We start from the raw sequence: 24,917 nt of genomic DNA, 5'->3' as shown, positions 1-24,917 counted from the left end.
CCGCCGGTCAGCCTCAGAGCCGGCGCGCCGAGGTTGCCAAGCCGTTTCAGAAAACCGGTGCAGCGAACCCGGTTTGTCAATTCCGTCGCTATTCAATGCGATAGAAACATTCTGACGTGCCGCGAAAGACGTCGTCCAGCATCGACCCCGGGATGAGCGTCTCATGCCGGGAAACGGTTTCCTTGTAGGTCGAGGTAAGGCTGTCGACCGGGAAATTCGACCCGAACATGCAGCGATCGGCGCCAAATTGGGACAGGCAGGTTGAAACGATCGGCGAGACGCTCTCAGAATTCCAATCATGGTCGAACATTCCCAGGCCGGAGAGTTTGCAAAAGACTTGTGGCAGGTTTGACAAGGCCGTCAATTCATCTGCCCACCGTCGCAACCCTTGCGGAGTCCGGTCGTAAGGCGAGCCTGCGTGGCAAAGAGCGATCCGGGTCTCCGGGGCCTGTGCAAGGATATTCGCGGTTTGACCCATCAGCTCTGGCAGCAGCTGAAGATCAAAGGAAAGACCGCGCGCGCCCAGTTGCTTCAGGCCAGTCAAGAACTTTGGGTCTTCAAGCAACGCGTTCGTGCCAGTTGAGGCGTCTTCACCCGGAGCGCGGCCAATAATCTGACGAGCGCCGCGCACCGAAGGCAGGGTTTGAAGACGGTCGAGCTGTGCATCCAGATCATCCGAGGTCAGATCGCAGAATGCCACCTGCACCAACGGCCAGTCAGGGAACTGGTCGGCAACGGATTGTACCCACTGCGCCTCGGCCCAGGGGTCAGCGGCGCCGACCTGAATGTGAACCGAAGCGCCGAACCCCATGGCTTCGGCGTCTGCGCGAAACTCCGGGAGCAAATAGTCCCGCTGGATGGAAGACGGATCGCCGAAAAACCGAACGATACCTTTCTCTGAAAGCCAGGGGTAGTGCACGGCCGAAAGGTCCCACAGGTGGTGATGCGCATCTATCCTCATGGTGCTTCAATCCCGGTGGTGCGCGCCAGAATATCCACACCCTGCCCTTTCCAGAAATGCAGCAAGTCGATGAAGATCCAGTTTTCGGCCAGCTTGTCTTCGACGCGGCGATAGATATCGATCACCCTGAATTCACCGGGTTTTCCGGTGGCTGGCATCCCCATGAAACCCCCTGTGGGCGTGGCAGTGAAGTTGGGCCATCCAAAGAAGCCGCCGTAATGCCCTTCGGCCAGACGGCAGACGTGATTGGTCTTTGACCGGCCCGTGAAGGCAGCGCGAAACGGGCCAGAGTGTTGCCTGGCATAGCGTTCGATCGTGTAGGTCGCGCCAATTCCTTCGGGGCCCCACCAGATCATGTCCTGGTGCCAAGTGCGCGCCAATTCTTCTTCCAGCGACAGTCCGCTGTCCCAACGGCCCAGATCCGCGATCATCGCGTTGATGACTGCCAGCGTTTTTTCGCCTTCGTCAGCGGGTTGCTCATCATGCAGCAAACCATCATGGGTCCTTGGTCCGGGCTGAACCACATGTGCCGCGGTCTGCGGGGGGAACGGATTCTGGCCAGCCTGGACCATCAAGTGCGGGATGTCGAAATACATCGCCGTTTCGACAATTCTTCCGCCGGCCACCTTGTAGAACGCGCAATACCGCAGGAACGCCATCTTGCCGGTTGGGCGAATACCCAACCACGGTCGGTCGAACAGCCCCACCAGATGGCCCATGGCGACAACCCAAACGTCGGTTTCTTTCCGCAACGAGTTTTGCCCCGCAAACAGAATATCCACTCGGTTCTGCAAATGAGCAAGGCTGCCCTTCAGCGGCTGCCAGAATTTCCGGGCAACCTGTTCGGCGCCGTTGATTTCGTTGAACGGATGAAAGCCGCGCCACCTCAAATCCGAGGCGCTGAATTGGCTCATCACCTTCGGAGTTTCCGTCACTGCGGCCGATTCCAATGCGGCGTGAAACGCAGAGACCAGTTTTTTTTCTGTCTGAAAGTTCAAGGTTTTTACCATTGTAGTCAAAGTTTTGCGAGCGGCGCGAAGCCAGGTTGAGTCGGATTTCTCCGTTATTTTTGCATACGTATGCAAAAAAGTCTTGCCTGATTTGATACATGCGAATTACAGTTTTGCAAACGTATGCAAAATGATTCCTTGCAGGGGGCACCATGGCGGAAATTCAATTGCGGAACGTCGGCAAGCGATGGGGCTCATTCGTTGGGGTTCACAATTTCGACCTCACGATTGCAGATCGTGAGTTTCTGGTGCTGCTCGGCCCATCAGGCTGCGGCAAGACAACCACAATGCGCATGATCGCCGGCCTTGAAGACGTGACGGAAGGCGAAATCCTTGTCGACGGCAACGTAGTCAATGATCTGGAACCCAAGGACCGTGACGTGGCGATGGTGTTCCAAAGCTACGCTCTGTATCCCAACATGAACGTCTACGAGAACATCCGCTTTCCGCTGAAAGTGCGTGGTATCGACCCGGCAACCCACGACGAGAAAGTGCGCCGCGCCAGTGCCATGGTTGAACTGGACGATTTCCTGCATCGCAAGCCAGCCGAGTTGTCGGGTGGTCAGAGACAGCGTGTGGCACTTGCACGTGCCATCGTGCGCGAACCCAACGTGTTCCTGATGGACGAGCCGTTGTCCAATCTGGACGCCAAGCTGCGGGTTTCCACACGGGCCCAGATCAAGAACCTGAGCCATGAGCTGGCTGTAACCACCATTTACGTCACCCACGACCAGATTGAGGCCATGACCCTTGCGGACCGCGTCGTCGTGATGAAACAGGGCGTGGTTCAGCAGGTCGGAAGCCCGACCGAAATTTATGACCGTCCCGCGAATACGTTCGTCGCCAGCTTCATCGGTTCACCCGCCATGAATTTGATGGATGGCGAAGTGGCGGGCGGAATATTCCGCGCCGAACATGTCGAAATTGCGGTGGATGCACCGGATGGCCCAATGACACTGGGTTTCAGGGCCGAAGATGCCAGCCTTGCCGATGGCAAAGGTCAGATCACCGCTCCGATCTATACGCTGGAACTGCTGGGCGACGCGACCATGATCTCGGTTCGGGTCGGCGGAGCTCTGGTTTCAGTGAAAGCAGACAAAGCATTCCGCGCCGAGATTGGCGAAACGGTCTCGTTCTCGGTGCCAACGGATATCTGTCACCTCTTCGAAGCTGGAAGCGGTGCGCGGATCGGGGGCTAACCCCACAAACGGCCCGCAAGGGCATAACACCGGTCCGGACGTCGACGACGGACCGATCCTGACAGGGAGAAACCTATGAAACTCAAGACGATCCTCATGGCCGGTGCCATGTCCATCGCCGCCACCGGCGCGTGGGCAGATTGCGCCTTTGAAAACGAAGTGCCGCTAAAATCACTGTCCGCCGGTTTTGAAGCGTGGAAAGCCGTCACCGATGCGATGGCAGAATGCGGCAATTTCAGCGCATCGCTGGATCAGGAATTCCGCGAAAAGCAGCCCGAAGCATTTGCTGCGGATCCCGCGCTTTATCAGATCGGCGGTGTTTCAAACGCGACCCTGGTGCCGTTGCTGAACGCAGGCACGATCCGTCCGTTGGATGATCTGGTCGAAAAATACGGCCAGGACCTGCTTCCCAACCAGTTGATCAAGGTCGATGGCAAGACCATGGCCATTGCAATGATGGTGAATGCGCAGCACCTGATGTATCGCGATGATGTACTGGCTGAACTGGGCATCGAAGAACCAAAAACCTATGATGACGTCCTGGCCGCAGCTGCCAAGATCAAAGAAGCCGGCGTCATGGACTATCCGATCGGGGGAACGTTCAAGACTGGTTGGAACCTCGGCCAGGAATTCGTCAACATGTACCTTGGCGAAGGCGGCTCGTTCTTTGGCGACGGCAACGTTCCAACGATTAACAACGAGCAGGGCGTAGCTGCGCTGGAAACACTGAAAGCCATGACCGAGTACATGGATCCGGAATATCTGGTTTCCGACTCGACATACGTGCAGCAACAATTCCAACAGGGCAAGATCGCCATGGCGAACCTTTGGGCCAGCCGTGCCGCCGCCATGAATGATGAGGCCGAAAGCCAGGTCGTCGGCAAAGTCACCATGGCAGCCGCTCCTATGGGTTCGGCAGCGCCGGCAACCACCATCTGGTGGGATGGCATCGTTCTCGCTTCGAACATGAGCGACGAAGAGGCCGACGCCGCATTCCGCGTCGCGCTTGAGGGCATGGACGGCGAAATGGTCAGCGCAAACAACGACGTCGCTGTTTGGCTGAGCCCTGCCTATTCAGCGGGTGCTTTGGCGGCAGGAGCAGCCGCTTCGGCTGAAGCGGGCGCAAAGGCTTACCCGGCATCTGGCCCGATGGGCATCATGCACACCGCCCTGGGCAACGGTCTGGCCGACTACCTGACCGGCGCCAAGGATGCTCAGACAACGCTGGCGGATATCGAGGCAGATTACATCACTGCCGCGAAAGAAGCAGGTCTGATCAGCAACTGATCCTCCCGTGGGAGGGCTACGGCCCTCCCGCCCCTTCCCCTCGAGAGTCATGAGAAAGGCAGAGCCATGAATTTCCGGACATTTGCCGCATTTGTCGGCCCCTCTGTCTTTATGATGCTTCTCTTTATCGCGTTTCCTCTGGTCAGCGTGTTCAAGCAGAGTTTTTACGTTACTCAGCCGATCTATGAGACGGTCGAAAAGGAAACCTGCACGCCAGGTTTCCTGACGCAGACCTGCGTGACCGAGATGGTTTCGCAGCCAAAGCTCGACGAACATGGCGAGGTCATTACCCAAACCCAATATGTCGGCTTGCAAAGCTATCGCAACGTATTGGAGCCTGAACGCGCATGGCGCGCCATAAGCGACGGCAGTTGGCATGTGCTGTCTACGATCAACTTCTGGAAAGCGCTTCGGTTCACCCTGACCTTCACATTGATCACTCTGCCGCTGGTGGTCGGGTGCGGGCTTGGGATCGCAATACTGATCAACAACGCGGCGCGGTCCATCCGCGGGCCGGTGATCTTTGTGTCCTTGCTGCCCTTCATCATCACACCCGTGATCGGCGTGCTGTCGATCAACTGGCTTTTCCGGGGCGACGGCATCCTGACCGCAATGATGGAATGGTGGCTGAACCGGGACATCGCCCTTTTCGCCCAAGCCTGGACCATCGAAGTACTGATGATGCTCTACCGCGTCTGGCACGTGGCACCCTTTGCAGCGATCGTCTTCTACGCCGGGCTGCAAACGGTCAATCAGGACAGTCTTGAAAGTGCCGTGATTGACGGTGCGACCCGTTGGCAGCGCCTGAAATACATCGTCATTCCACACCTGATGCCACTGATCATTTTCGTGTCGATGATCCACCTGATGGACAGCTACCGCGTGTTCGAAGAGATCGTCGGTTTTTCGAGCCAGGGCTACGTCATCTCGCTACAGTGGCTGACCTTCGACTACCTGACGCCGGATCAGGCCGGCAACCGGTCGATCAGCCGGGCGTCCGCCAACTCGATGCTGACCATGATCGGTGTCGTCATCCTGCTTATCCTTCCGCTGCGCCGTACATGGCGCGACCATAAAGGAGGTCACTGACATGTCCTCGCGTGCGCTTCGCCAGCCCTTAAGCCTGCGGTTGACCTCGAACATCTTCCTTGCGCTCTGGTGCCTGATCGCGGCCTTTCCGATCTTCTGGATCGTGGTCATGAGCTTCAAGTCACCCGTCGATGCGTTCGACAGCAACGCGCTGAACGTGATCTTCGGGCCGGTCACGCTGAGCGTCGGAAAGGGCTTGTCGCTGCTGGATATCATTCTGGGTATCGCGGTTATCTGGGGCACGATCTTCGCTGCCACCAAAACACTGCCTTCGATGATAAAGTCCTACACCAAGCCCGGTCAGGAATGGTTTGGATGGCTAATCGGTGTTCTGGTATTGCTGGTGGGTTTCCTGCTGGTGTTCTTCGTGGTCCTGCCTGCAATCCTGAACGTGTTGAACCCGCTGTTTGGCCCACTGGGACGGGATGTGCTTGGTCTGACGACCGAGCATTACAAAACCGTCTGGATCGACCGGGGCTTTTCAAACAACTTCAAGAACTCGCTGATCGTAACGACGGGCGTGGTGACAGTGTCGCTGACCGTGGGCACATTGGCGGGCTACGGTCTAGCGCGGTCAGGATCAACGTTGGCCTTCTGGATCCTGATCGTCGCACTGGTGTTTCGGGCATTACCGCATTCAGTTCTGGTGGCGGGCTATCTGCCGGTGTTCATCAACTCGGCCGAATGGCTCAGCCCGATCTTGGGTGAGAACGCACCAACCTTGTACGGCAAGCCTTTTGCGGTGATCGCTGTTCTGGTCGCGATCAATCAGCCCTTCACGATCTGGATGCTGCGCTCGTTCTTCCAGAACATCCCGGCCGAGCTGGATGAGGCCGCCCGCGTGGATGGGTGCAGCCACTTTCAGGCCTTCCGCCGTGTCATCATGCCGGTGATGTGGCCAGGCGTGATCACCACAGGACTGTTCAGCTTCTTGCTGGCGTACAACGATTTTCTGGTCACCGCGCTGCTGCTTGATGCGCAGAACCAGACCATGGTTCCCGCCATCGTCGGCATGTTCAATCGCGAGACGACGACAACCGATCAGGTCGTTGCGGTTGCCGCTGCCGTGTCGATCACCGCGCCTTTGATCTTCCTCGTGCTGATTTTCCAGCGCCAGATTGTCAGCGGTCTGACAGCCGGGGCGGTGAAAGGCTGATGAGCAAGAACGCCCGACATAACGCCATGTCGCGCCACCCGGCGCTGAACAGGATGCCGAGGGACTTTCTGAGCATTGGGGCCGCACGTCCCAATCCCTCCCTTCGGCAACCTCAAAGGATAGAAAAATGAAAGGTTCCCGTCCCGAACAAGCGGTTCTGACCCGCGACACGGACATGAGCAAGACGGAAGACACGCGCCGCGTGATCGAAACAATGGTTGATGGTCTGAATGATCACCGCATTGATGACATCGGTGAATTCTTCGCCGAAGGTTTTCGCTGGATGGGCAATCAGGGCTGCGGCACCAAGACCGGCCTGCAGGAATTTCAGGATAACTGGCAGCGTCCGTTTCAAGCCGCGTTTTCGGATAAGGTCTGTGTTGACGAAGCGCGCCTTTACATGGGTGAATGGGCCGCCGCCTTCGGCCGCCAGGAAGCCACGCATTCCGGCGAATTTCTGGGCATTGCCCCCACAGGCAAGCGTGTCGAAATCAGGTACATGGACTTCTGGAAAGTGGTCGACGGCAAAATTGTCGACAACTGGGTGAATGTCGACTTTGCCCACGTTGCGGCTCAGCTTGGCGTGGACCTGTTCAACGGCGAAGGCTGGGAAGCATTTGACCGCGGCGAGAAGACTCCGCCACGGCCGGAAAACTGAGGATTGGAAAGATGGCAATCGAGTATCTTAAACGCGGCAAATCCGATGCGGATCGGGCGGAAGATGATGCCAAGACCCGCGCCGTGGTTGAAGCGACGCTGAAAGACATCGAAACCCGTGGGGATGCCGCGGTGCGCGAGTTGAGTGAGAAGTTCGACAACTACTCACCTGCCTCGTTTCGCCTGAACCAGCAGGAAATTGATGACCTGATCGGGCAATTGTCCGATCGTGAGCTGGCCGATATCAAATTCGCGCAGGAACAGGTGCGCAACTTTGCGCAGGCGCAGCGGGATTCAATGCTGGACATCGAGGTCGAAACCCTGCCCGGTGTCATTCTGGGCCATAAGAACATCCCGGTGCAATCCGTGGGTTGCTACGTTCCGGGCGGCAAGTTTCCCATGGTCGCCTCGGCGCATATGTCGGTGGCGACCGCTTCGGTCGCCGGTGTTCCGCGCATCATAGCATGCACACCCCCGTTTCAGGGCAAACCCAATGCAGCGGTAATTGCCGCCATGCACCTGGGTGGCGCGCATGAGATCTATGTCATGGGCGGCATTCAGGCCATCGGGGCCATGGCATTGGGCACCGAAACAATCGATCCGGTTCACATGCTTGTTGGCCCCGGCAACGCCTTTGTCGCGGAAGCCAAACGTCAGTTGTTCGGTCGTGTCGGGATCGATCTTTTTGCAGGGCCGACCGAAACGATGGTCATTGCCGACGAGACCGCCGCAGATGCCGAGCTGTGCGCAACCGATCTGCTGGGGCAGGCCGAGCATGGATACAACAGCCCCTGCGTTCTGCTGACCAACTCACGCAATCTGGCCAATGACACCCTGGCCGAGGTCGACCGGCTGCTGGGCATCCTTCCAACCGCGGATACCGCGAAGGTGTCGTGGGAAGAATATGGTGAGGTGATCGTTTGCGACACTTATGATGAGATGTTGCAGCTTGCCGATGACATCGCCTCGGAACATGTACAGGTGATGACCGACCGAGACGACTGGTTCCTTGAAAACATGACCTGCTATGGGGCGTTGTTCCTTGGGCCGCGCACCAATGTTTCGAACGGGGACAAGGTAATTGGCACCAACCACACGCTGCCCACCAAGAAGGCCGGGCGTTACACGGGTGGTCTTTGGGTTGGTAAATACCTGAAGACGCACAGCTATCAAAAAGTTCTGACGGATGAGGCCGCGACGCTGATCGGTGAGTATGGCTCGCGCCTGTGCATGCTTGAAGGGTTCGTTGGCCACGCGGAACAATGCAACGTTCGTGTGCGCCGATATGGCGGAATCAATGTGCCCTACGGTGCGCCGGCGCCTTACCGGGACGCTGCTGAATGAGTGACAAACACACACATCACAAGGCCCTGATCGAACCGCTCAGGGCTGCGATGTATGATTTCAACGAGGCTGATGTGCGTCGGGTCCTCGCGGATATCACGTCATCGGATGCCGTGTTCCGTCTGTGTCATCCCTTTGGCGACAGCATCGGCAGTGATGCTTTCTATGACACCGGCTACAAAGACTTGCTGGCGGCGTGGCCCGATCTTGAACGACGGGATTACATCGTCATGGCCGGCCCAGATGAGTTTGGCGCAGATTGGGTCGGATGTGGTGGCTATTACACCGGTGTTTTCACCGGCCCCTGGCTGGACATCCCACCGACGGGTCATCAGGTCACGATGCGGTTTCATGAATTCTACCGCTTCGAAAACGGCAAGATCGTCGAGATGCAGGCCCTGTGGGACATCCCCGAAGTCATGATGCAGGCGAATGCCTGGCCGATGGCGCCAAGTCTGGGCCGTGAATGGCACGTCCCCGGCCCCGCCACCCAGGACGGGTTTGTCCCCGGCCCTTATGATGAAGCCAAGGGCAAACAGACCTGCCAGCATATCATCGACATGCTGGAGCATCTCAAGAAACACCCGTCCCAAGGCGGCCCCGAAGTGATGGAGATGGATCGGTTCTGGCACCCGCGCATGAACTGGTACGGCCCTTCGGGCATCGGCACCGGGCGCGGCTATGCGGGGTTCCGCAACTGGCATCAGATCCCGTTCCTGAACGGAATGCCGGATCGCGGGCAGTTCGTGGACGACATCACCTATCACTTCTTCGGTGACGGGGAATATGCGGCCGTGACGGGCTGGCCCAACATGATCCAGACCGTCATAGACGATGGTTGGATGGGCATCGCTCCGTCAGGCAAGAAGATCACCATGCGCAGCCTCGATTTCTGGCGTTTGGAAAACGGCAGGATCCGGGAAAACTGGGTGCTGGTTGATTTGCTGGATGCCTACCGGCAGCTTGGCGTTGACGTCTTTGCCCGCCTGCGGGAGTTCAACAAGGCCCGCAATTTGGGCCGCATTGAAATACCGGATGGAATGCGCTGATGACGGAATTGCCACGCACCCCTTCGTTTTCCCTGAACGGAAAATCCGCCCTCGTTACCGGGGCCTCCTCGGGTATCGGGCAGGGGTGCGCGGTAGCGCTGGCCGAGGCGGGTGCACATGTAGTTTGTGCGGCCAGAGGGGCGGATCGGTTGAACGACACCGTCTCCGCCTTGCGAGATCACGGCTGGTCGGCCGAAGCGCTTGTGATGGATCAGGGTGATCTGGATGCCCTGAAACAGCATTTCGATCACCGCACCTTCGATATCGTGGTGAATTCGGCGGGCGTGGCGCGCCACAGCGCGGCCATAGAGACAACACCCGATGACTTCGATGTTGTCACCAACGTCAATTTGCGTTCGGCCTACTTCTTATCGGCCTACGCCGCCCGCGCTTTGATCAAGGCAGGAAAGCCGGGATCGATCATCCACATCTCCAGCCAGATGGGGCATGTCGGCGGTGTCGACCGGGCGCTTTATTGTGCGACCAAACATGGGCTTGAGGGCATGGTCAAATCCATGGCCATCGAATGGGGCAAACAGGGCATTCGGATCAACACTGTCTGCCCGACTTTCATCAGAACCCCCCTGACCCAATCCACTTTCGACAATCCTGAACGCGCGGCTTGGATCATGGAAAAGATCAAGTTGGATCGGGTCGGAGAGGTCGAAGACATCATGGGGGCGGTGCGTTATCTCGCGTCAGACGCCTCTGCACTGGTTACCGGCACGTCAATGCTTATCGACGGGGGTTGGACAGCAGATTGATGGCGGAAAAAGTAACATCTCTGCAGGTCGCTCAACTGGCTGGTGTCAGCCAGTCCGCCGTCAGCCGCGTATTCACGCCCGGCGCGTCCGTCAGCAAAAAGACCGAAGAGAAGGTGCGCAAAGCCGCTGCTGAACTGGGCTATCGTCCAAACGTTCTGGCCCGCGCCATGGTGTCCGGGAAAAGCCGGATTATCGGTTTGGTGGTGGGCTACCTGGATAACTATTTTTATCCGGAAGCGCTCGAGAAGCTGTCCAACGCCCTTCAGGAGCAAGGCTATCACGTGCTGATCTTCATGGCCTCACGATCGGCCGGGAACATCGACGATGTGATGGAAGAGATTCTTGATTATCAGGTGGATGGCGTCATCCTGGCCTCGGTGCCCATGTCGTCGGATATCGCCATGCGCTGCCAACAGGCCGGGGTGCCGGTGGTGCTGTTCAACCGCAGCCAGGACATCGAGGGCATCACCACGGTCACGTCCGACAACTATGCCGGGGGCCGCAAAGTCGCGGAATTTCTGTTAGCCGGTGGGCACCAACGGATTGCCTATATCGCAGGTTGGCAAGGGGCCTCGACGCAGCGGGACCGCGAAGCCGGGTATCGCGCCGCACTGGCCGAGGCCGGGCAGGAATTGTTTGCCCACGAAGTAGGTGAGTTTCACACGGAAAACGCCCGTACAGCAGCCCGTCGGATGTTCGATGTCGCCCCCGAACGACGGCCGGATGCCGTATTTGTGGCCAATGATCACATGGCATTGGCGGCGATGGATGTGATCCGTTTTGAACTTGGCCTGCGCGTCCCCGAGGATGTCTCGGTCGTGGGCTATGATGACGTGCCGCCGGCCGGTTGGCCGGCTTACAATTTGACGACGATCCGGCAGCGGGCTAACCTTATGGTGGCCGAAACCGTTGCCGCCCTTTTCGAACATATCGACACCCCGGCGAAAGCCGAACCGCGCAAAGTGGCCATTGATGGACCACTGGTTGTGCGGACCTCGGCCCGATTGCCAAAGGGGTGGGCCCCACAAAGGACAGAGACATGAAAGGCTTCGATCCGAAATTCCGGGATTTTCCGGACTACATCATCGGCATCACCAAGGAGATCTGGGAAGATCGAGGTATCGCCACGCTGCATGAGTATTACAGCGATGACATCGTCGTCCGTTCGCCTGGTTCGGTTGTTTTGGGCAATCAAAATGTCATCGGAGCCACAATGGCAACGCTGGCCGAGTTTCCGGATCGGCAGCTGCTGGGCGAAGACGTGATTTGGTCCGGCACACCGGAAGAGGGCATGTTGAGCTCTCATCGGATCATTTCAACGGCCACGCATTTGGCCGAGGGTGTCTATGGCAAGCCCACCGGGACGAAGCTGCGTTACCGGATTCTTGCGGATTGCCACGCCATAGACAATCAGATCAACGATGAATGGCTGATCCGCGATCAGGGCGCGATTGTGCGCCAGATGGGCTGGGATCCCAAGGAATACGCCGCTGATCTGATTGCCCGGGAAGGCGGCAAAGAGAACTGCGTCAAACCTCTGACGCCCGAAATCGATCAGCCCGGACCATACAAAGGCCATGGGAATGACAATGAATGGGGGCAGCGCTACGCCGACATTCTGACGCGGATCATGAACGCAGATATGGGCGTGATCGGTTCGGAATATGACCGCGCTGTTCAGTCAGAATATGTGGGCGGAGTAACCGGGCATGGCCGGGATGCCGTCGACCGCTTCTGGATGGGACTGCGGGCGAGTTTTCCGAATGCAGAATTCAAGATCGAGCATCAGATCGGGCGAGATGACCCTGATATGCCTCCGCGTGCGGCAATTCGCTGGAGCCTTTGGGGCAAGCATGACGGCTGGGGCGTGTTTGGCGCGCCGACCGGTGCGCAGGTTTATGTCCTCGGGATCAGCCACGCTGAATTCGGCGCACTTGTTGCGGGGCAGCCGCAGTTGCGCCGTGAATACACCCTGTTCGATGAAACCTCGGTCTGGAAGCAGATCCTGTTGCAAAACGGCGAGGTCTGAGTGGGCCGCCCGGTCTCATATCGCATCCTGTCGGGCGGTCTGTCCGAGCCCCGAACCGTTCGGCTTTTCCATATGTACCGTCAAAGCCTGAGGGCGCGGCGACTGAACCTGCGCCCGCCCGGAAAGTAAGGGCCTGTCCTGCTTGGGCACACGCGCTTTCTTTCCAAAAAAAATCAATCGGATCGTACGTCATGACAAAATCATCCATCCCTTCCCGCATCGTCCGCTATGGCGAGCTTCAACCTTGTAAAACCGCTTTTATCGATGCCCATACTCCCGGCAGCGATCAGAAAGAGAACTTCACGATAATCGGCGGCGGCGTCTCGGAATCTCCGGACCAGCATGTCCACATCACCGACAAGATCGGCTTCAACATCGGAGCGGCGGGACAGCCGCCGAAATGCCGCAACTCACTGCACAGCCACACCACGGCCGAGGTCTTTTTCGTTGCCAAGGGTCGTTGGCGGTTTTTCTGGGGCCGCTATGGTACGGCCGGGGAATTCATCGCCGAGGAAGGAGACATCTTCAACATTCCAACGGGTATTTTCCGGGGCTTTGAGAATGTCGGCCAGGATTACGGAATGATCATGTCGATCCTGGGCGGAGACGATGCGGGTGGCGGCGTCACCTGGGCGCCTCAGGTGATCGAAGATGCGCAGGCACATGGTCTGATGCTGGGCGACAATGGCGTTCTGTACGACTCCAAACTGGGCCAGGAACTGCCCCACAATGTCCGCCCGATGCCTTTGCTGACCGAAGAACAGTTGAAAAGCTATCCCGAAGTTCCTGTCGAGGATGTGGTCGGCAAATACGTTGCGCGGTATTGGGATCTGATGGCGTTGTCGGCCAAAAAGCCCGCAAAGGTGATTGGCGAAAACGCGTTGATCAAGGACAAACCCGGATTCGAGGTCGATTTTCTGGGGCGCGGATCCGCAGTGACCGAACCGATCGCGGCCGAGAAACCAGTGGTTCTGATGCCGGCCAGCGGTCACTGGCGTGTTTCGATCGACGGGTACGAAACCACGATCTCGGTGGGCGACACGGCCTTGGTTCTTCCCGGCGAAACCTATGGTGTTCAGCCATCCATGACCGGGCTGGCGGGCCTGTACCGCATCACCGCAACCGATGACCCGGCAGGAGCGACCTGGACAGGATGAACGCGGACCCGAATGACACCCACGCCGTTTATGAACGGCAGGCGACCGAATATGACAGGCGCCGTTCCAAGGCCCTGTTCGAAGCGCGCTGGTTGGCGCGCTTCACCGCCAGCCTGAAGCCGGGTGACCGCGTATTGGACCTGGGCTGTGGCTCGGGCGACCCCATCGCACGCTGGTTCATGGCCGAAGGGTTCGACGTCACGGGTATCGATTTTTCCGACGCCATGCTTGCCATTGCCCGCGACCGTTGGCCCGATGGCGACTGGCGCAACGCGGATATGCGGAATTTTGAACTGGATCAGCAGTTCGACGGCATCATTGCCTGGAACAGCTTTTTCCACCTTACGGCGGACGAGCAGAAAGACTGTATCGCCCGGATGGCGCGCCATTTGCGACCCAAGGGAATGCTCATGCTGACCGTCGGACCTCGTGCCGGAGAGGTCAGCGGCACAGTCGGATCAGAGCTTGTCTACCACGCGTCACTGTCCCCGGCCGGTTACGCCGGGTGTCTTGAGAAAAACGGGCTGCAAATGACCGGATACCTGGCCGAAGACCCAGAAGCCCAAAGCCACACGATCCTGATGGCACGAAAAGTTTAAGGAGGTCCCTATGACCGTAAAAACAACACATGTTGGCTCTCTGCCCCGAACGCAGGACGTCGTGGATTTTATTTTTGCCCGCGAAAACGGCGAACCTTATGACACAGGCGCCTTTGATACCTGCATGGCCAACGCCGTGGCCGAAACGGTGCGCAAACAGGTCGAAGCCGGTGTTGATATCGTCAGCGACGGCGAAACTTCGAAAATCTCCTATGCGACCTATGTCAAGGATCGCTACACCGGGTTTTCGGGCGACAGCCCTCGCAATGCACCGGCAGACTTGAAGATGTTCCCCGGCTTTCTGCAAAGACTGGCCGATGACGGCGGTACGCCACAATACGCAAGGCCGATGTGTACGGGTGAGGTGCGATCAAAAGGGCAAGGCGAGTTGCAAAAGGACATCGCCAACCTCAAGGCGGCCATGGCTCGACACGGGGCCGAGCGCGGCTTCATGAATGCCGCGTCTCCCGGAGTGATCTCGTTGTTTTTGCAGAATGATTTCTACCCTACGCGAGAGGCCTATCTGGCAGCGTTGGCCGACGCGATGAAGGACGAATACGAAACCATCGTCGCCGCCGGGTTGGACCTGCAACTGGATTGCCCCGATCTTGCCCTGTCGCGCCACATGCTGTTCACCGACCTGTCGGATGAGGCGTTCATCAAAATTGCCGACATGCATGTCGAGGCCCTGAACCATGCGCTTCAGAACGTCCCGCAGGATCGGGTACGGGTACATATCTGCTGGGGCAACTACGAAGGCCCGCATTGCTGCGACATCGCCATGGACAAGGTCTTCAGCACCCTGATGGCGACCAAGTCGCGCTATGTCCTGTTCGAAACGTCCAATCCGCGGCATGCCCATGAATGGACTGTTTTCCGGGACCGCAAGGCCGAGATTCCCGATGACAAGGTTCTGGTGCCCGGCGTGGTCGACACCACGACCAATTTCGTCGAACATCCCGAACTTGTGGCCCAACGGATTGACCGGTTCACGGAAATCGTGGGACCGGACCGGGTGATCGCGGGCAGCGATTGCGGCTTTGGCACTTTTGCGGGTTTCGGCGCCGTCGATCCCCAGATCGCCTATGCCAAGCTGGCGGCGTTGTCCGAAGGGGCAAAGCTGGCTTCGGCATGAAACCTCTGATCTTGTTGCCGGGCATGATGTGTGATGCCCGGCTTTTTGGCCCTCAGATCAATGCTCTGTCGGGCAGAATGCCCGTGATGACCTTTCCGTTGTCTCATCACGACAGCATAGAGGCCATGGCCCGGGATATTCTCGGGAATGCGCCGCCGGTCTTCGCGCTGGCCGGGCTGTCCATGGGGGGTATCGTGGCGATGGAGGTCACGCGCCAAGCCCCCGAACGTGTTTCGCGTCTGGCCTTGCTTGACACCAATCCACTGGCGGAAAAGCCAGAGGTAAAAGCGCGTCGTACGCCGCAGATGTCCGTCGTGCGCAACGGTCAGCTGAGGACCGTGATGCGTGACGAGATGAAGCCCGGTTATCTGGCTGACGGACCGAACCGGGGGGCGATCCTGGATCTGTGCATGGCAATGGCCACCGACCTGGGCCCAGACGTTTTCATACGTCAGTCCAAGGCGCTTATGAACCGACCGGACCAAAGCGAGACGCTGACGGCTTATACCGGAAGGGCTCTGGTTTTGTGCGGACGTGAAGACCGGCTTTGCCCAGTTGAACGCCACCGACTTATGCATGACCTGCTGCCACGAAGCGCGCTTGAGATCATCGGCGACGCGGGCCATCTCCCGACATTGGAACAACCTGAAAAAACAACAGCGGCGCTGTCCCGCTGGCTGGAGGACACATGACACCGTCCCTTTTGTCTTTGCTTCGCAAAGTCGATACGCCAACTGTCTGCAATGCCATCGAGGTGGCACAGGGCAGGCGCGGGTTCGACAGGTTCACGCGTGGCACCATGCTAAGCTCGGCCCCCGAAGGGCCTGCCATCGTCGGCTATGCGCGCACCGCCAAAATTGCTGCGGTCAATCCCCCGACCGAGCCGCCCGACGTCATCAAAGCCCGACGTATGGCCTATTACAAGTACATGGCCGAGGCACCCGGCCCTTCAATCGCCGTGATCGAGGATCTGGATTATCCCGATTGCATCGGCGCTTATTGGGGTGAGATCAATACGACGGTTCACAAGGGTTTCGGCATGTCTGGCGCTCTGACCAACGGTGTCATGCGGGATCTCGGGGATTTGCCCTCAGGGTTCCCGATTGTCGCTGGTTCCATCGGACCGAGCCATGGTTTCGTCCACGTCCGCGAGATTGACACTCAAGTTTCGATTTTTGGTCTGACAGTTGACCCCGGTGATCTTGTTCACGCCGATCGTCATGGCGCATTGGTCATACCGAATGATGTCGTTGATCAATTGGAAGCTGCAATCCATAAGCTTTTGGCGACAGAACGTATTGTTCTGGACGCAGCCCGCGAGCCCGCGTTTGATTTCGAAGCATTCGAAACCGCTTGGGCCGCCTTTGAAAAAGCACGGGTCTGATCACAAGGGTCGGAGACAATGAAAGCCGGCTGGGTGAAATGCACTTACAAGCCCCTTGCTCGTCAACCCAGAGCAAGACGGCCTCTGCCAACGCAATGCCCGTGACGAAGGGTTACCCACATCTGTCTGTCCGGTGGCGGCGTCGCGCCGCTGCCGGTGACGCCCGAACGAAAACCGGACCGTTTCAGGCAGCAGTCCATTACACCGGAGTGTACGGGGTTTCAGATCCGTTCAGCCCCGCGTACAATCCGCGTTTCCAGACAGTTTCCCGAAAGAACAATCAAACCTTGTGAGAAGCGGCGCCCTGCGCATCCCTTCGCTGTTCTCCGATCACGTTCAGCATGGCATCTACATCTGTACGTACGGTTTGTGTTGCCGCTTCGCGCACCGGGCCAAAACCGCGGATATCCAGCGGCGCTGACAGGATCTTCAGGCAGGTTTCCGCCTCCAGCTCGGGGCTGGATTTTTCAATGCGATCCAAGACAGCCAGAAACCAGGCCAGGGTTTCGTTTTCAAGCTTGCGGTCCCTTGAAAACCGGAATGGATCAAGCCAGCCGCCGCGAAGCCTGCGTGCACGCGAAAGGAGCCTCAGAACGGGGGTCATCCAACCACCATAGCTTCGCTTGCGCGGTCGCCCGCGTGCATCCTTGCGACCGGTCAGAACCGGTGGCGCGAGGTGGTATTTGATCCGAAAATCCCCTTCGAACTCGGACCGCAATTGTTTCTCGAATTGTTGCGATGTCAGCAACCGAGCAACCTCGTATTCGTCTTTGATTGCCATGAGGCGAAACAGGGATTTTGCCGCAAGCGAAAGCGCTTCCTCGCGTATCTGGTCAGGCAGTGCTGCTGACAGACGGATCAGGCGATCCCGGTACTGTTGCGCATAAGCGTCATCGTGATAGGTCGCCAATTCATCGGACCGGTAATCGATTATCTGCTGCGATGTTTCTTGCGAAAAGCTCTTCTCCTTCGCATTCAGCATCTGCGGGTTTGCAGCGATCACCCGCCCCAGATCAAAGGCCATTATGTTGGCCTCGATCGCGGCTCCATTGAGCTTGATCGCCTGTTTGATTGCAACCTCACTGATCGGAATGTTCCCCAGCTGCCACGCGACACCAAACAGCAAGGTATTGGCAAAGACCGAATCCCCCAGCAAATCCACGGCCAACTGGTTTGCATCCAACGCGAAGACATTTTCTTCGCCGACGGTCCGGCGTATCAGCGCTTCTCTTTCGTCGACCTTGAGCTGGGCATCGCGGTGCAAAACAAGGTCGCCTGTTGGCATTTCCGCACGGTTCAGTACTACTTTTGTGCCCTTGCGGTAGTGAACCGAGGCTTTGGGCGCCGAAGACACGACCACGTCACACCCGATGACGGCGTCGGCGCTTTTGGCCTCAATTCGGACCTGATTGATTTCTTCGGGCGTGCGGGCAATGCGAACATAGCCGACAACCGTACCGAATTTCTGGGCGAACCCGGTAAAATCCAGCACGCTGGCGCCTTTGCCTTCCAAATGCGCCGCCATCGTCAGAACGGCGCCCACCGTTACGACACCGGTGCCGCCGACCCCACCGACCAAAAGATCGTACGGCGCGTGCAGGTCAGGAAGCTGCGGGTCGGGAACCTTGGCAAGAAGCGACGGGATATCCAGTTTCTGCCTGGGTTCCTTTCGCCGCACCGCCCCTTCCACAGTAATGAAACTGGGGCAAAACCCGTTCAGGCAGGAAAAGTCCTTGTTGCAAGAGTTCAGGTTGACCTTTCGCTTGCGGCCCAATGGGGTTTCCAAGGGTTCGATACTCAGACAGTTGCTTTCGACCGAGCAATCGCCGCAGCCTTCGCACACTGCGGGGTTGATGAAAGCAAACCGCTTGGGGTCTTCTGTTTTGCCACGCTTGCGGCGACGGCGTTTCTCGGTGGCGCAGGTCTGCTCGTAAATCAAAACCGTAACACCTTGGATGTCACGCAGCTCACGCTGCACGGCATCCATCTCTTCCCGGGGGTGAAAGCTCGTTCGTGCCGGAAAATCGCTGGAATCGAACTTCGTTATGTCGTCTGAAACCAAGGCGATCCGGTCGACACCTTCCGCGCGACAGGTCTGGGCGATCCCGGAAACGCTGATAGGGCCATCAACAGGCTGCCCCCCCGTCATTGCCACTGCGTCATTGTACAGAATCTTGTAGGTGATGTTCGTACCCGCCGCCACGGCCTGGCGAATGGCAAGCGACCCGGAATGATACCAAGTGCCCTCGCCAAGGTTTTGAAAGATATGTTTGTTGCCATTGTATTTCGAGGCAACAACATGCGGCACACCTTCGCCCCCCATCTGCGCATAACCGACCGTGTTGCGGTTCATCCAACTTGCCATCACGTGACAGCCGATGCCTGACGCAGCCGTGCTTCCATCCGGGACTTTGGTGGATGTGTTGTGGGGACAACCCGAGCAAAAATACGGAGCCCTGACCGCACCCGGAACATTCAGAACGGATGGCGGTTCGTCCGTCAGCGCCTTCGCCTTTTCCAGAAATCCCTCTTCCGGGAAAAAACGGTCGAGTCGCTCTGCAACGACCGGAATCAGGTTCAACGGGCTCAACTCTCCGGTCCAGGGAATCAACGGATCGCCCGCTGCGCGGTGTTTTCCGACCATCTTTTCGGGTTTGTCCCCCGGCCAGTCATAGAAATATTCCTTGAACTGGCTTTCAATGATCCCGCGTTTTTCCTCGACGACCAGCACCTCTTTTTTGCCACGGACGAAAGACAACGCATCGCGCCGCGCCAAAGGCCAAACCATCCCCACCTTGTAGATGTCGATGCCCAAACGGCGGCATCCGCTTTCGTCGAGCCCCAGAAGACGCAGCACTTCCATCAGGTCCAGATGGCTTTTGCCCGTTGTGACAATCCCGAATGGGGCATCCTTGATGTCATAGATGCGCCGGTCGATCGGGTTCGCCTCGACAAAAGCCTCGACCGCCCGCAACTTGTGTTCGATCCGTGTCTCGATGGCCGGGCTTGGCAAATCGGCGCTGCGCACGTGCAAGCCGCCCGGCGGCAGATCTATTTCCGGCAAGGCAAACGCACGGTCCGGCTTCAACCGCACGGATTGCCCGCTTTCCACGGTTTCCGAAATCGCCTTGAACCCGACCCAGGTGCCCGAGTATCGGCTCAGCGCGATCCCGTATTCACCGAACTCCAGGTATTCAGCCACGTTGGCCGGGTTCAGCGTTGGCATGAACCAGGTCATGAAGGCGACGTCGGACTGATGCGGCATCGAAGAAGACACGCAGCCATGATCGTCACCCGCGACAACCAGAACCCCGCCCTTCGGCGACGAGCCATAGGCATTGCCATGGCGCAACGCGTCCCCTGAACGGTCAACTCCGGGGCCCTTCCCGTACCACATCGAAAACACGCCCTCGACCTCACAATCGGGATCAAGCGAGGCCTGCTGGGCACCAAGAACCGCCGTGGCGCCAAGGTCTTCGTTTACGGCCGGCATGAATGTGATCCTGGCCGCCTCGGTTTCCTCTTTCGCTCGCCACAGCTCCAGATCCAAACCACCAAGAGGAGACCCCCGATATCCGGAGATGAACCCGGCCGTGTTGTTTCCTGCTGCTGCGTCCCTGCGGGCCTGGTCCAACATGATGCGCACCAGAGCTTGCGTTCCCGTCAGGAAAACACGACCCTCTGAGGCTTTGTATCGGTCCGACAGGGCGTAGGTATCGAATTTCAGGGACTGGTCAGTCATGGATGCCTCGCCTTTTCTGGGTATTTTACCGGAATCCTTTGAGGAATCTGTTCTAGCTTCCCGCCATTTCCGGGGATTTTTGAAAAATCCTCTCTTCTTTTGTCGCAATATCGGGTATTTTTCTCGTATGCTTCTCGACTCACGTGACTGCCAACTTCTCGCGCTGCTTCAAAAGGATTGCCGCATTTCAAATGCTGACCTTGCAGAACGGGTGGGCATGTCATCCTCTGCCTGCTGGCGTCGAATCCGCGTGTTTGAAGAGGCCGGCCTGATTTCGCAGTACCGTGCTGAATTGTCGCCTGAACACGCCGGGCTTTCGTTTCAGGCCCTGGTGCATGTTCATCTGACCCGGCACAATCCGGAACATCTTGAACGCTTCATTGCAGCGATCGAGAAGCGCCCGGAAGTTATGGAATGCTACGCAACGACCGGGCAGGCAGATTACCACATGCGGGTGATCTGCAAGGATATCGGGGCTTACAACGGTTTTCTTGAAGAATTCCTGTTTCGCCTGCCGGCGGTGGAAAGCGCGCAAACAAATGTCGTTCTGCGCGAAATCAAACGCAGTAACGCCCTGCCCATTCCTTCCTTTTGAGATCGGTTCCCCGGGTGGGACTTGCCGTCCGGTATCGGCTTTGTTGCAAAGCCTTGAACGCACCAAGCAAAAGTTCCACTCGAACATGTTCCCAAGCTACGATTTGGCCCGCCAAACTCCACGGAATTGATGTTCATAGAATTTTTCAAGGATCAGGTCTGGGAACGCCCCCAAAAACCGTCGCGCAATTCAGCTTCAAGGCAGGTAAAACGTGGTTGCCTTTTCGACCGCGACCTTTTGGATTCCGCCTTCTGCGCCGCGCTCTGGGCGGAAGCTTCCATCGACGCCGAAAAGCCGCAAAACCGAATTTCGAAACTGAAGCCATTTTGTTGCTTCGCGTTTCGATCTTCCTGTTTTCTTTACCCGTGCTTGCATCGAGTCCGGCTCCTGTTCGCTGCCGTCATCAGAAGTGTAGCATCATTCCTTTGCTTTTTCAGATTTTTATCACAGAACCTTCCGGCTATTTCGCAATTTCGTCGATCAGCCGCGTCTCGAGAAGCTGGCCATTCTGGTACAGCACCGGGTAAGCAATAGATGCGATATGGCTGTTGAACTCCCGGAACGCCCGCAACGTCTCAAGATGAATATCACTGGTTTCGAAGCTTTCCCGTGACCCGTGCTGCAATCGGCGCAGATGTCGTTTTCGGCTTTCACGTTCCACCCGTTTGATTTCGGTCTTCTCAAGGCTCAGCAGGCGCGCGCTTTCCAGATCGTCTGAAATAAGCACGTTTGATGCCAGCTTCATGTTGGCCAGAATGCCCTCGTGCATCTGAACAAGTTCCGACCAGCCTTCCTGCGAAAAGCTCGAGCCTTTGGCCCGCATTTCACCTGCCAACACGGTCAATCGCTTGGCCACGACATCACCGGCCGTCTCCAGCCGGATAGCGAATTCCATCAGGTCGCGTGCGGATTTTTCATCCTTTTTTTCATATACATCCGGTGGAATCGCCGAAACGAATGCCCTGATCCCGGACAGGCAATTGTTCACGTCCTCGTCGATGGCTTGTACCGCTCGAATCTGTTGTTTGTCGCCACTGCGATACAATTCCAGGCAAGGCCGGAACATGGTTTCGACAAGATCGCTCATCCGCAGCAGTTCACGCTTGAGACTTGGCAGGGCCTGGCTGGGATTTGCCACGTTGCCTATGTCCAATGCGCTGGCCGGTCGTGCCGGTTGCGGAACCAGTTCCTTCTTCTGATCCGGCAAAAACCTTTCGAACAGAACTTTCAATCTCCCGCAAAATGGCAAGGCCAGAAGCAGCAGTGACAGGTTGAACAAAACATGCACATTGACCAGCATCTGCCCGCCTTGCGGGTCTCCTAACAACCCGGTCCGCAAAGCCATGTTGGCGGCAAACAAACTCACCAAAGCCCAACTGCCACGCAATGCCAGGTTGGCATATGGAATGCGCCGGGCCTGGACTGGCATGGCACGGGTGAGCCAGACCGGAATGAAGGCAGAGCCGAAATTCGCGCCAAACACCAAAGACATCCCGGCGGCGAACGGGATCGCTCCGATCTGCACAAGGGTGACACACATGAGGATGGCCGCCACCGAAGAATGCATGATGAAAGCCAAGGCGCCCCCGACCAGAAACGCGGTGATATAATCGCGCGCCAGATAATCTGCCACCGCGGGCAGAAATGCGCTGTCCCGAATGGGATCCATTGCCTCGCGAAGGAACCGAAGCGAGATCAGGATAAAGGCCACACCCATCAGGATGCGCCCCATTTGCCGGGTTTTTTTGGAGTCGGTCTTTACGAACAGATACCCGCCAACCGCCAACAGCATCGGAACAAGCCAGTCCAGTCGGAACGAAAGAATCTGGATGATCAACGCCGACCCCAGATCGCCGCCAAGTACGATCGCAAGGCCGGCAGAAAAACTGAGCATTCCACTGGCCGCAAACCCCGAGGTCAACAGAGCAACGGCCGCCGAGCTTTGCAGCACGACCGCCATCGTCAACCCAACCACCGAGGCCTGAAGGTAGCTGCGTTGTTGGGTCATTACCCGCTGGAACGACGCCCCATAGCTGCGCTCGATCCCGGTTCGCACCATACGAACCGCGTAAAGCAGCAGCATCGTCGCACCGGCAAGGCTGATAAGGAAGCTGACAATTGCCATACTCTACCCCGTTATTCTTTTTGGCCCAGCTTGTCGCGGCGCATTGTATTATTCATGTTACCGACCGCGATTGGGAAGGGATACATCCCATTTTTGGCCTACAAGGCGTAAACTCCTGTGAGCTTCACCGCAAGCACTTGACCGCGCTTTGGCGGAACATCCGTCGCCTATGAACTTGGCCAAGGGCGCCCGGAAGGACGCGGCCCCTGATCCTCTATTGTGACACGAGATCGGTAAGGGGCGTCAACTCTCGGCCTTGATTGCAGCAATTACGATGTCGATTGCGCGGTCCAACTCCAAACGCGAGATCGTCAGCGGCGGTGACAATGTCAGAACGCACCCCTGACTGATCTTATAGCTCAGACCGGCCTCGAGGCAGGCATAGTAGATCCGTTCGGCGCACGCGTTTCCCGGTGTTCTGTCGGCGCGATCATCCACGATTTCGATCCCGAACATCAGGCCCCGTCCCCGGATGTCTCCGACAATCGGAACGTTCTGAAGTTCATCCATCAAGCGACCAATGGCATGTTCACCCAGTTCGGCTGACCGGCGAACCAGGCCTTCGTCTTCGATGATCTGGATCGTCGTCAAAGCGGCCCGGGCGGTGACCGGGTTCTTTTCGTGCGTGTAGTGCCCGATGGCATAATCTCCGCAGACATCCAGCTGTTTGCGGGCGACACAGGCGGCAATTGGCAGGATGCCGCCGCCAAGCGCTTTCCCAAGTGTCACGATGTCCGGGATGATCTCGTCATGTTCAAAGGCGAACATCCTGCCCGTCTTGCCAAGACCCGTCGGGATTTCATCCATGATCAACAGCGCCCCGTGACGGTCGCATGCCTCTCGCACCGTCTTCCAAAATCCCGGCGGCGGGACGTAGGGCACGGCGCGCATCGGTTCCGCAATGACCGCCGCCACATCTCCTTCGCGCTCGAGCACATATTCCACCATTTTCGCACAGGCCAGCCCGCATGTTTCGGGGCCCGCATGATTGTACGGGCATCGATAGCAGGCAAAGGGGGCTACATGTTCGGTGCCGGACAAAAGGGGCCCCGCAATGTGACTGCGAAAGGTCGCCTCTCCGCCGACACTCGCAGCGCCGAACCCCGCGCCATGGAAAGCATCCCAGAAGCTGATCGTTTTGAACCGACCCGTAGCGGCGCGCGCGATCCTGAGGGCAACCTCGTTGGCGTCAGAGCCGCCGGTGGTAAAGAGCATTTTGCCCAGATCACCAGGCACGATCTCTGCCAGTTTTTCAGCCAGTTCCACCGCCGGATCATTGGTAAATCGGCGGGGCGCAAAGGGCAGATCGTCAAGCTGTGCCTTTATGGCGGCTACCAAGCGGGGATGGCCATACCCGATGTGGTGCACCGAGTTGCCGTGGAAATCCATGTACCGGCGGCCCTCGATGTCTTCGATCCAGAGCCCTTCGGCCTTTGCAATGGTGCTGACGCAGGGTGAGGACAGAGATTGATGCAGGAACACGTTCGCATCGCGTTTGAGCAATGGCGATGATTTCGGCCCCATCGACTTTTGCAGCCACGCCTTGCGCGCCTCGGACGTGTTTGATTCCCCTTCAGTGTGGACAATTTGTGGCATCGCCGCTCCTCTTTGCCGTCATCGAAAGATGCGGACCCC

21 protein-coding genes are annotated in these 24,917 nt (G+C 57.8%); 16 read left to right on the top strand and 5 right to left on the bottom strand.

Annotated elements, in window-relative coordinates:
- Nucleotides 1-88: 88 nt before the first annotated feature.
- Both ACR0E2_RS09755 and ACR0E2_RS09750 read right to left on the bottom strand, forming a co-directional pair.
- Nucleotides 89-961 carry an amidohydrolase family protein gene (locus ACR0E2_RS09755; protein ID WP_480446257.1) on the bottom strand — a complete coding sequence of 291 codons (873 nt, stop codon included), beginning with the start codon at nucleotides 959-961 and terminating at the stop codon, nucleotides 89-91.
- Nucleotides 958-1,971 carry a nuclear transport factor 2 family protein gene (locus ACR0E2_RS09750; RefSeq protein WP_480446256.1) on the bottom strand — a complete coding sequence of 338 codons (1,014 nt, stop codon included), beginning with the start codon at nucleotides 1,969-1,971 and terminating at the stop codon, nucleotides 958-960. Before ACR0E2_RS09750 ends, ACR0E2_RS09755 begins: the two co-directional genes overlap by 4 nt.
- Before the next feature lie 152 nt (nucleotides 1,972-2,123).
- Here ACR0E2_RS09750 and ACR0E2_RS09745 point away from each other — a divergent pair, with 152 nt between their 5' ends.
- The 15 genes from ACR0E2_RS09745 (at nucleotide 2,124) to ACR0E2_RS09675 (ending at nucleotide 16,820) form a co-directional block, all read left to right on the top strand.
- Nucleotides 2,124-3,170: an ABC transporter ATP-binding protein gene (locus ACR0E2_RS09745; RefSeq protein ID WP_152460110.1), complete on the top strand. Its 1,047-nt coding sequence runs from the start codon at nucleotides 2,124-2,126 to the stop codon at nucleotides 3,168-3,170.
- Between the two features lie 75 nt (nucleotides 3,171-3,245).
- Nucleotides 3,246-4,457, top strand: a complete 1,212-nt coding sequence (locus ACR0E2_RS09740; RefSeq protein WP_152460109.1) for an ABC transporter substrate-binding protein — start codon at nucleotides 3,246-3,248, stop codon at nucleotides 4,455-4,457.
- A gap of 66 nt (nucleotides 4,458-4,523) precedes the next feature.
- Nucleotides 4,524-5,546: a carbohydrate ABC transporter permease gene (locus ACR0E2_RS09735; RefSeq protein ID WP_171205944.1), complete on the top strand. Its 1,023-nt coding sequence runs from the start codon at nucleotides 4,524-4,526 to the stop codon at nucleotides 5,544-5,546.
- Nucleotide 5,547: 1 nt separating this feature from the next.
- The gene (locus ACR0E2_RS09730) at nucleotides 5,548-6,702 is read left to right on the top strand and encodes a carbohydrate ABC transporter permease (RefSeq protein ID WP_480446255.1); all 1,155 of its coding nucleotides are present in this window, start codon (nucleotides 5,548-5,550) and stop codon (nucleotides 6,700-6,702) included.
- Nucleotides 6,703-6,829: 127 nt separating this feature from the next.
- Entirely contained in the window at nucleotides 6,830-7,360 is a 531-nt protein-coding gene (locus ACR0E2_RS09725) for an ester cyclase (protein ID WP_171726182.1), read from the top strand.
- 11 nt (nucleotides 7,361-7,371) lie between these two features.
- Nucleotides 7,372-8,703: a histidinol dehydrogenase gene (hisD, locus tag ACR0E2_RS09720; protein ID WP_480446254.1), complete on the top strand. Its 1,332-nt coding sequence runs from the start codon at nucleotides 7,372-7,374 to the stop codon at nucleotides 8,701-8,703.
- Complete coding sequence (locus ACR0E2_RS09715) at nucleotides 8,700-9,752, top strand: ester cyclase (protein ID WP_480446253.1); 1,053 nt, start codon at nucleotides 8,700-8,702, stop codon at nucleotides 9,750-9,752. The genes hisD and ACR0E2_RS09715 overlap by 4 nt, the downstream gene beginning before the upstream one ends.
- Nucleotides 9,752-10,516, top strand: coding sequence for an SDR family NAD(P)-dependent oxidoreductase (locus ACR0E2_RS09710; RefSeq protein WP_480446252.1), 765 nt, complete (start codon nucleotides 9,752-9,754; stop codon nucleotides 10,514-10,516). Before ACR0E2_RS09715 ends, ACR0E2_RS09710 begins: the two co-directional genes overlap by 1 nt.
- The gene (locus tag ACR0E2_RS09705) at nucleotides 10,516-11,559 is read left to right on the top strand and encodes a LacI family DNA-binding transcriptional regulator (protein WP_216597841.1); all 1,044 of its coding nucleotides are present in this window, start codon (nucleotides 10,516-10,518) and stop codon (nucleotides 11,557-11,559) included. The genes ACR0E2_RS09710 and ACR0E2_RS09705 overlap by 1 nt, the downstream gene beginning before the upstream one ends.
- A complete protein-coding gene (locus tag ACR0E2_RS09700) occupies nucleotides 11,556-12,545 on the top strand; it encodes a nuclear transport factor 2 family protein (protein WP_480446251.1) in 990 nt (329 codons plus the stop codon). The genes ACR0E2_RS09705 and ACR0E2_RS09700 overlap by 4 nt, the downstream gene beginning before the upstream one ends.
- A gap of 191 nt (nucleotides 12,546-12,736) precedes the next feature.
- Nucleotides 12,737-13,702, top strand: a complete 966-nt coding sequence (locus ACR0E2_RS09695) for a cupin domain-containing protein (protein WP_480446250.1) — start codon at nucleotides 12,737-12,739, stop codon at nucleotides 13,700-13,702.
- On the top strand, nucleotides 13,699-14,301 hold the full coding sequence (locus tag ACR0E2_RS09690; protein ID WP_480446249.1) for a class I SAM-dependent methyltransferase: 603 nt from the start codon (nucleotides 13,699-13,701) through the stop codon (nucleotides 14,299-14,301). Before ACR0E2_RS09695 ends, ACR0E2_RS09690 begins: the two co-directional genes overlap by 4 nt.
- Before the next feature lie 10 nt (nucleotides 14,302-14,311).
- Nucleotides 14,312-15,436: a cobalamin-independent methionine synthase II family protein gene (locus ACR0E2_RS09685; RefSeq protein ID WP_171118384.1), complete on the top strand. Its 1,125-nt coding sequence runs from the start codon at nucleotides 14,312-14,314 to the stop codon at nucleotides 15,434-15,436.
- Nucleotides 15,433-16,128, top strand: coding sequence for an alpha/beta fold hydrolase (locus tag ACR0E2_RS09680; protein ID WP_480446248.1), 696 nt, complete (start codon nucleotides 15,433-15,435; stop codon nucleotides 16,126-16,128). Before ACR0E2_RS09685 ends, ACR0E2_RS09680 begins: the two co-directional genes overlap by 4 nt.
- Nucleotides 16,125-16,820 (top strand): RraA family protein, encoded by a 696-nt coding sequence (locus ACR0E2_RS09675; RefSeq protein WP_480446247.1) that lies wholly within the window; start codon nucleotides 16,125-16,127, stop codon nucleotides 16,818-16,820. The genes ACR0E2_RS09680 and ACR0E2_RS09675 overlap by 4 nt, the downstream gene beginning before the upstream one ends.
- Before the next feature lie 280 nt (nucleotides 16,821-17,100).
- Here ACR0E2_RS09675 and ACR0E2_RS09670 read toward each other — a convergent pair whose 3' ends face one another.
- Nucleotides 17,101-20,562 carry an indolepyruvate ferredoxin oxidoreductase family protein gene (locus ACR0E2_RS09670; RefSeq protein WP_480446246.1) on the bottom strand — a complete coding sequence of 1,154 codons (3,462 nt, stop codon included), beginning with the start codon at nucleotides 20,560-20,562 and terminating at the stop codon, nucleotides 17,101-17,103.
- Between the two features lie 127 nt (nucleotides 20,563-20,689).
- Here ACR0E2_RS09670 and ACR0E2_RS09665 point away from each other — a divergent pair, with 127 nt between their 5' ends.
- Complete coding sequence (locus ACR0E2_RS09665) at nucleotides 20,690-21,157, top strand: Lrp/AsnC family transcriptional regulator (protein ID WP_480446474.1); 468 nt, start codon at nucleotides 20,690-20,692, stop codon at nucleotides 21,155-21,157.
- 460 nt (nucleotides 21,158-21,617) lie between these two features.
- Here the strand turns inward: ACR0E2_RS09665 and ACR0E2_RS09660 are convergent, their stop codons facing one another.
- Together ACR0E2_RS09660 and pbfA are read right to left on the bottom strand one after the other, a co-directional pair.
- The gene (locus tag ACR0E2_RS09660) at nucleotides 21,618-23,282 is read right to left on the bottom strand and encodes a Na/Pi cotransporter family protein (protein ID WP_480446245.1); all 1,665 of its coding nucleotides are present in this window, start codon (nucleotides 23,280-23,282) and stop codon (nucleotides 21,618-21,620) included.
- 243 nt (nucleotides 23,283-23,525) lie between these two features.
- The gene (gene pbfA, locus ACR0E2_RS09655) at nucleotides 23,526-24,878 is read right to left on the bottom strand and encodes a (R)-1-hydroxy-2-aminoethylphosphonate ammonia-lyase (protein ID WP_480446244.1); all 1,353 of its coding nucleotides are present in this window, start codon (nucleotides 24,876-24,878) and stop codon (nucleotides 23,526-23,528) included.
- Between the last annotated feature and the right edge of the window lie 39 nt (nucleotides 24,879-24,917).

The sequence above is a fragment of the Ruegeria sp. A4 genome (genome assembly GCF_056543025.1).
The sequence above is the reverse complement of the archived record's forward strand: the minus strand, read 5'-3'. Positions and strand labels throughout refer to the sequence as shown.

Bases quoted from the DNA above. Each gene is read 5' to 3' on its own strand.
- ACR0E2_RS09755 (WP_480446257.1), bottom strand. From the start codon at position 961: ATGAGGATAGATGCGCATCACCACCTGTGGGACCTTTCGGCCGTGCAC.
- ACR0E2_RS09750 (WP_480446256.1), bottom strand. From the start codon at position 1,971: ATGGTAAAAACCTTGAACTTTCAGACAGAAAAAAAACTGGTCTCTGCG.
- ACR0E2_RS09745 (WP_152460110.1), top strand. From the start codon at position 2,124: ATGGCGGAAATTCAATTGCGGAACGTCGGCAAGCGATGGGGCTCATTC.
- ACR0E2_RS09740 (WP_152460109.1), top strand. From the start codon at position 3,246: ATGAAACTCAAGACGATCCTCATGGCCGGTGCCATGTCCATCGCCGCC.
- ACR0E2_RS09735 (WP_171205944.1), top strand. From the start codon at position 4,524: ATGAATTTCCGGACATTTGCCGCATTTGTCGGCCCCTCTGTCTTTATG.
- ACR0E2_RS09730 (WP_480446255.1), top strand. From the start codon at position 5,548: ATGTCCTCGCGTGCGCTTCGCCAGCCCTTAAGCCTGCGGTTGACCTCG.
- ACR0E2_RS09725 (WP_171726182.1), top strand. From the start codon at position 6,830: ATGAAAGGTTCCCGTCCCGAACAAGCGGTTCTGACCCGCGACACGGAC.
- hisD (WP_480446254.1), top strand. From the start codon at position 7,372: ATGGCAATCGAGTATCTTAAACGCGGCAAATCCGATGCGGATCGGGCG.
- ACR0E2_RS09715 (WP_480446253.1), top strand. From the start codon at position 8,700: ATGAGTGACAAACACACACATCACAAGGCCCTGATCGAACCGCTCAGG.
- ACR0E2_RS09710 (WP_480446252.1), top strand. From the start codon at position 9,752: ATGACGGAATTGCCACGCACCCCTTCGTTTTCCCTGAACGGAAAATCC.
- ACR0E2_RS09705 (WP_216597841.1), top strand. From the start codon at position 10,516: ATGGCGGAAAAAGTAACATCTCTGCAGGTCGCTCAACTGGCTGGTGTC.
- ACR0E2_RS09700 (WP_480446251.1), top strand. From the start codon at position 11,556: ATGAAAGGCTTCGATCCGAAATTCCGGGATTTTCCGGACTACATCATC.
- ACR0E2_RS09695 (WP_480446250.1), top strand. From the start codon at position 12,737: ATGACAAAATCATCCATCCCTTCCCGCATCGTCCGCTATGGCGAGCTT.
- ACR0E2_RS09690 (WP_480446249.1), top strand. From the start codon at position 13,699: ATGAACGCGGACCCGAATGACACCCACGCCGTTTATGAACGGCAGGCG.
- ACR0E2_RS09685 (WP_171118384.1), top strand. From the start codon at position 14,312: ATGACCGTAAAAACAACACATGTTGGCTCTCTGCCCCGAACGCAGGAC.
- ACR0E2_RS09680 (WP_480446248.1), top strand. From the start codon at position 15,433: ATGAAACCTCTGATCTTGTTGCCGGGCATGATGTGTGATGCCCGGCTT.
- ACR0E2_RS09675 (WP_480446247.1), top strand. From the start codon at position 16,125: ATGACACCGTCCCTTTTGTCTTTGCTTCGCAAAGTCGATACGCCAACT.
- ACR0E2_RS09670 (WP_480446246.1), bottom strand. From the start codon at position 20,562: ATGACTGACCAGTCCCTGAAATTCGATACCTACGCCCTGTCGGACCGA.
- ACR0E2_RS09665 (WP_480446474.1), top strand. From the start codon at position 20,690: ATGCTTCTCGACTCACGTGACTGCCAACTTCTCGCGCTGCTTCAAAAG.
- ACR0E2_RS09660 (WP_480446245.1), bottom strand. From the start codon at position 23,282: ATGGCAATTGTCAGCTTCCTTATCAGCCTTGCCGGTGCGACGATGCTG.
- pbfA (WP_480446244.1), bottom strand. From the start codon at position 24,878: ATGCCACAAATTGTCCACACTGAAGGGGAATCAAACACGTCCGAGGCG.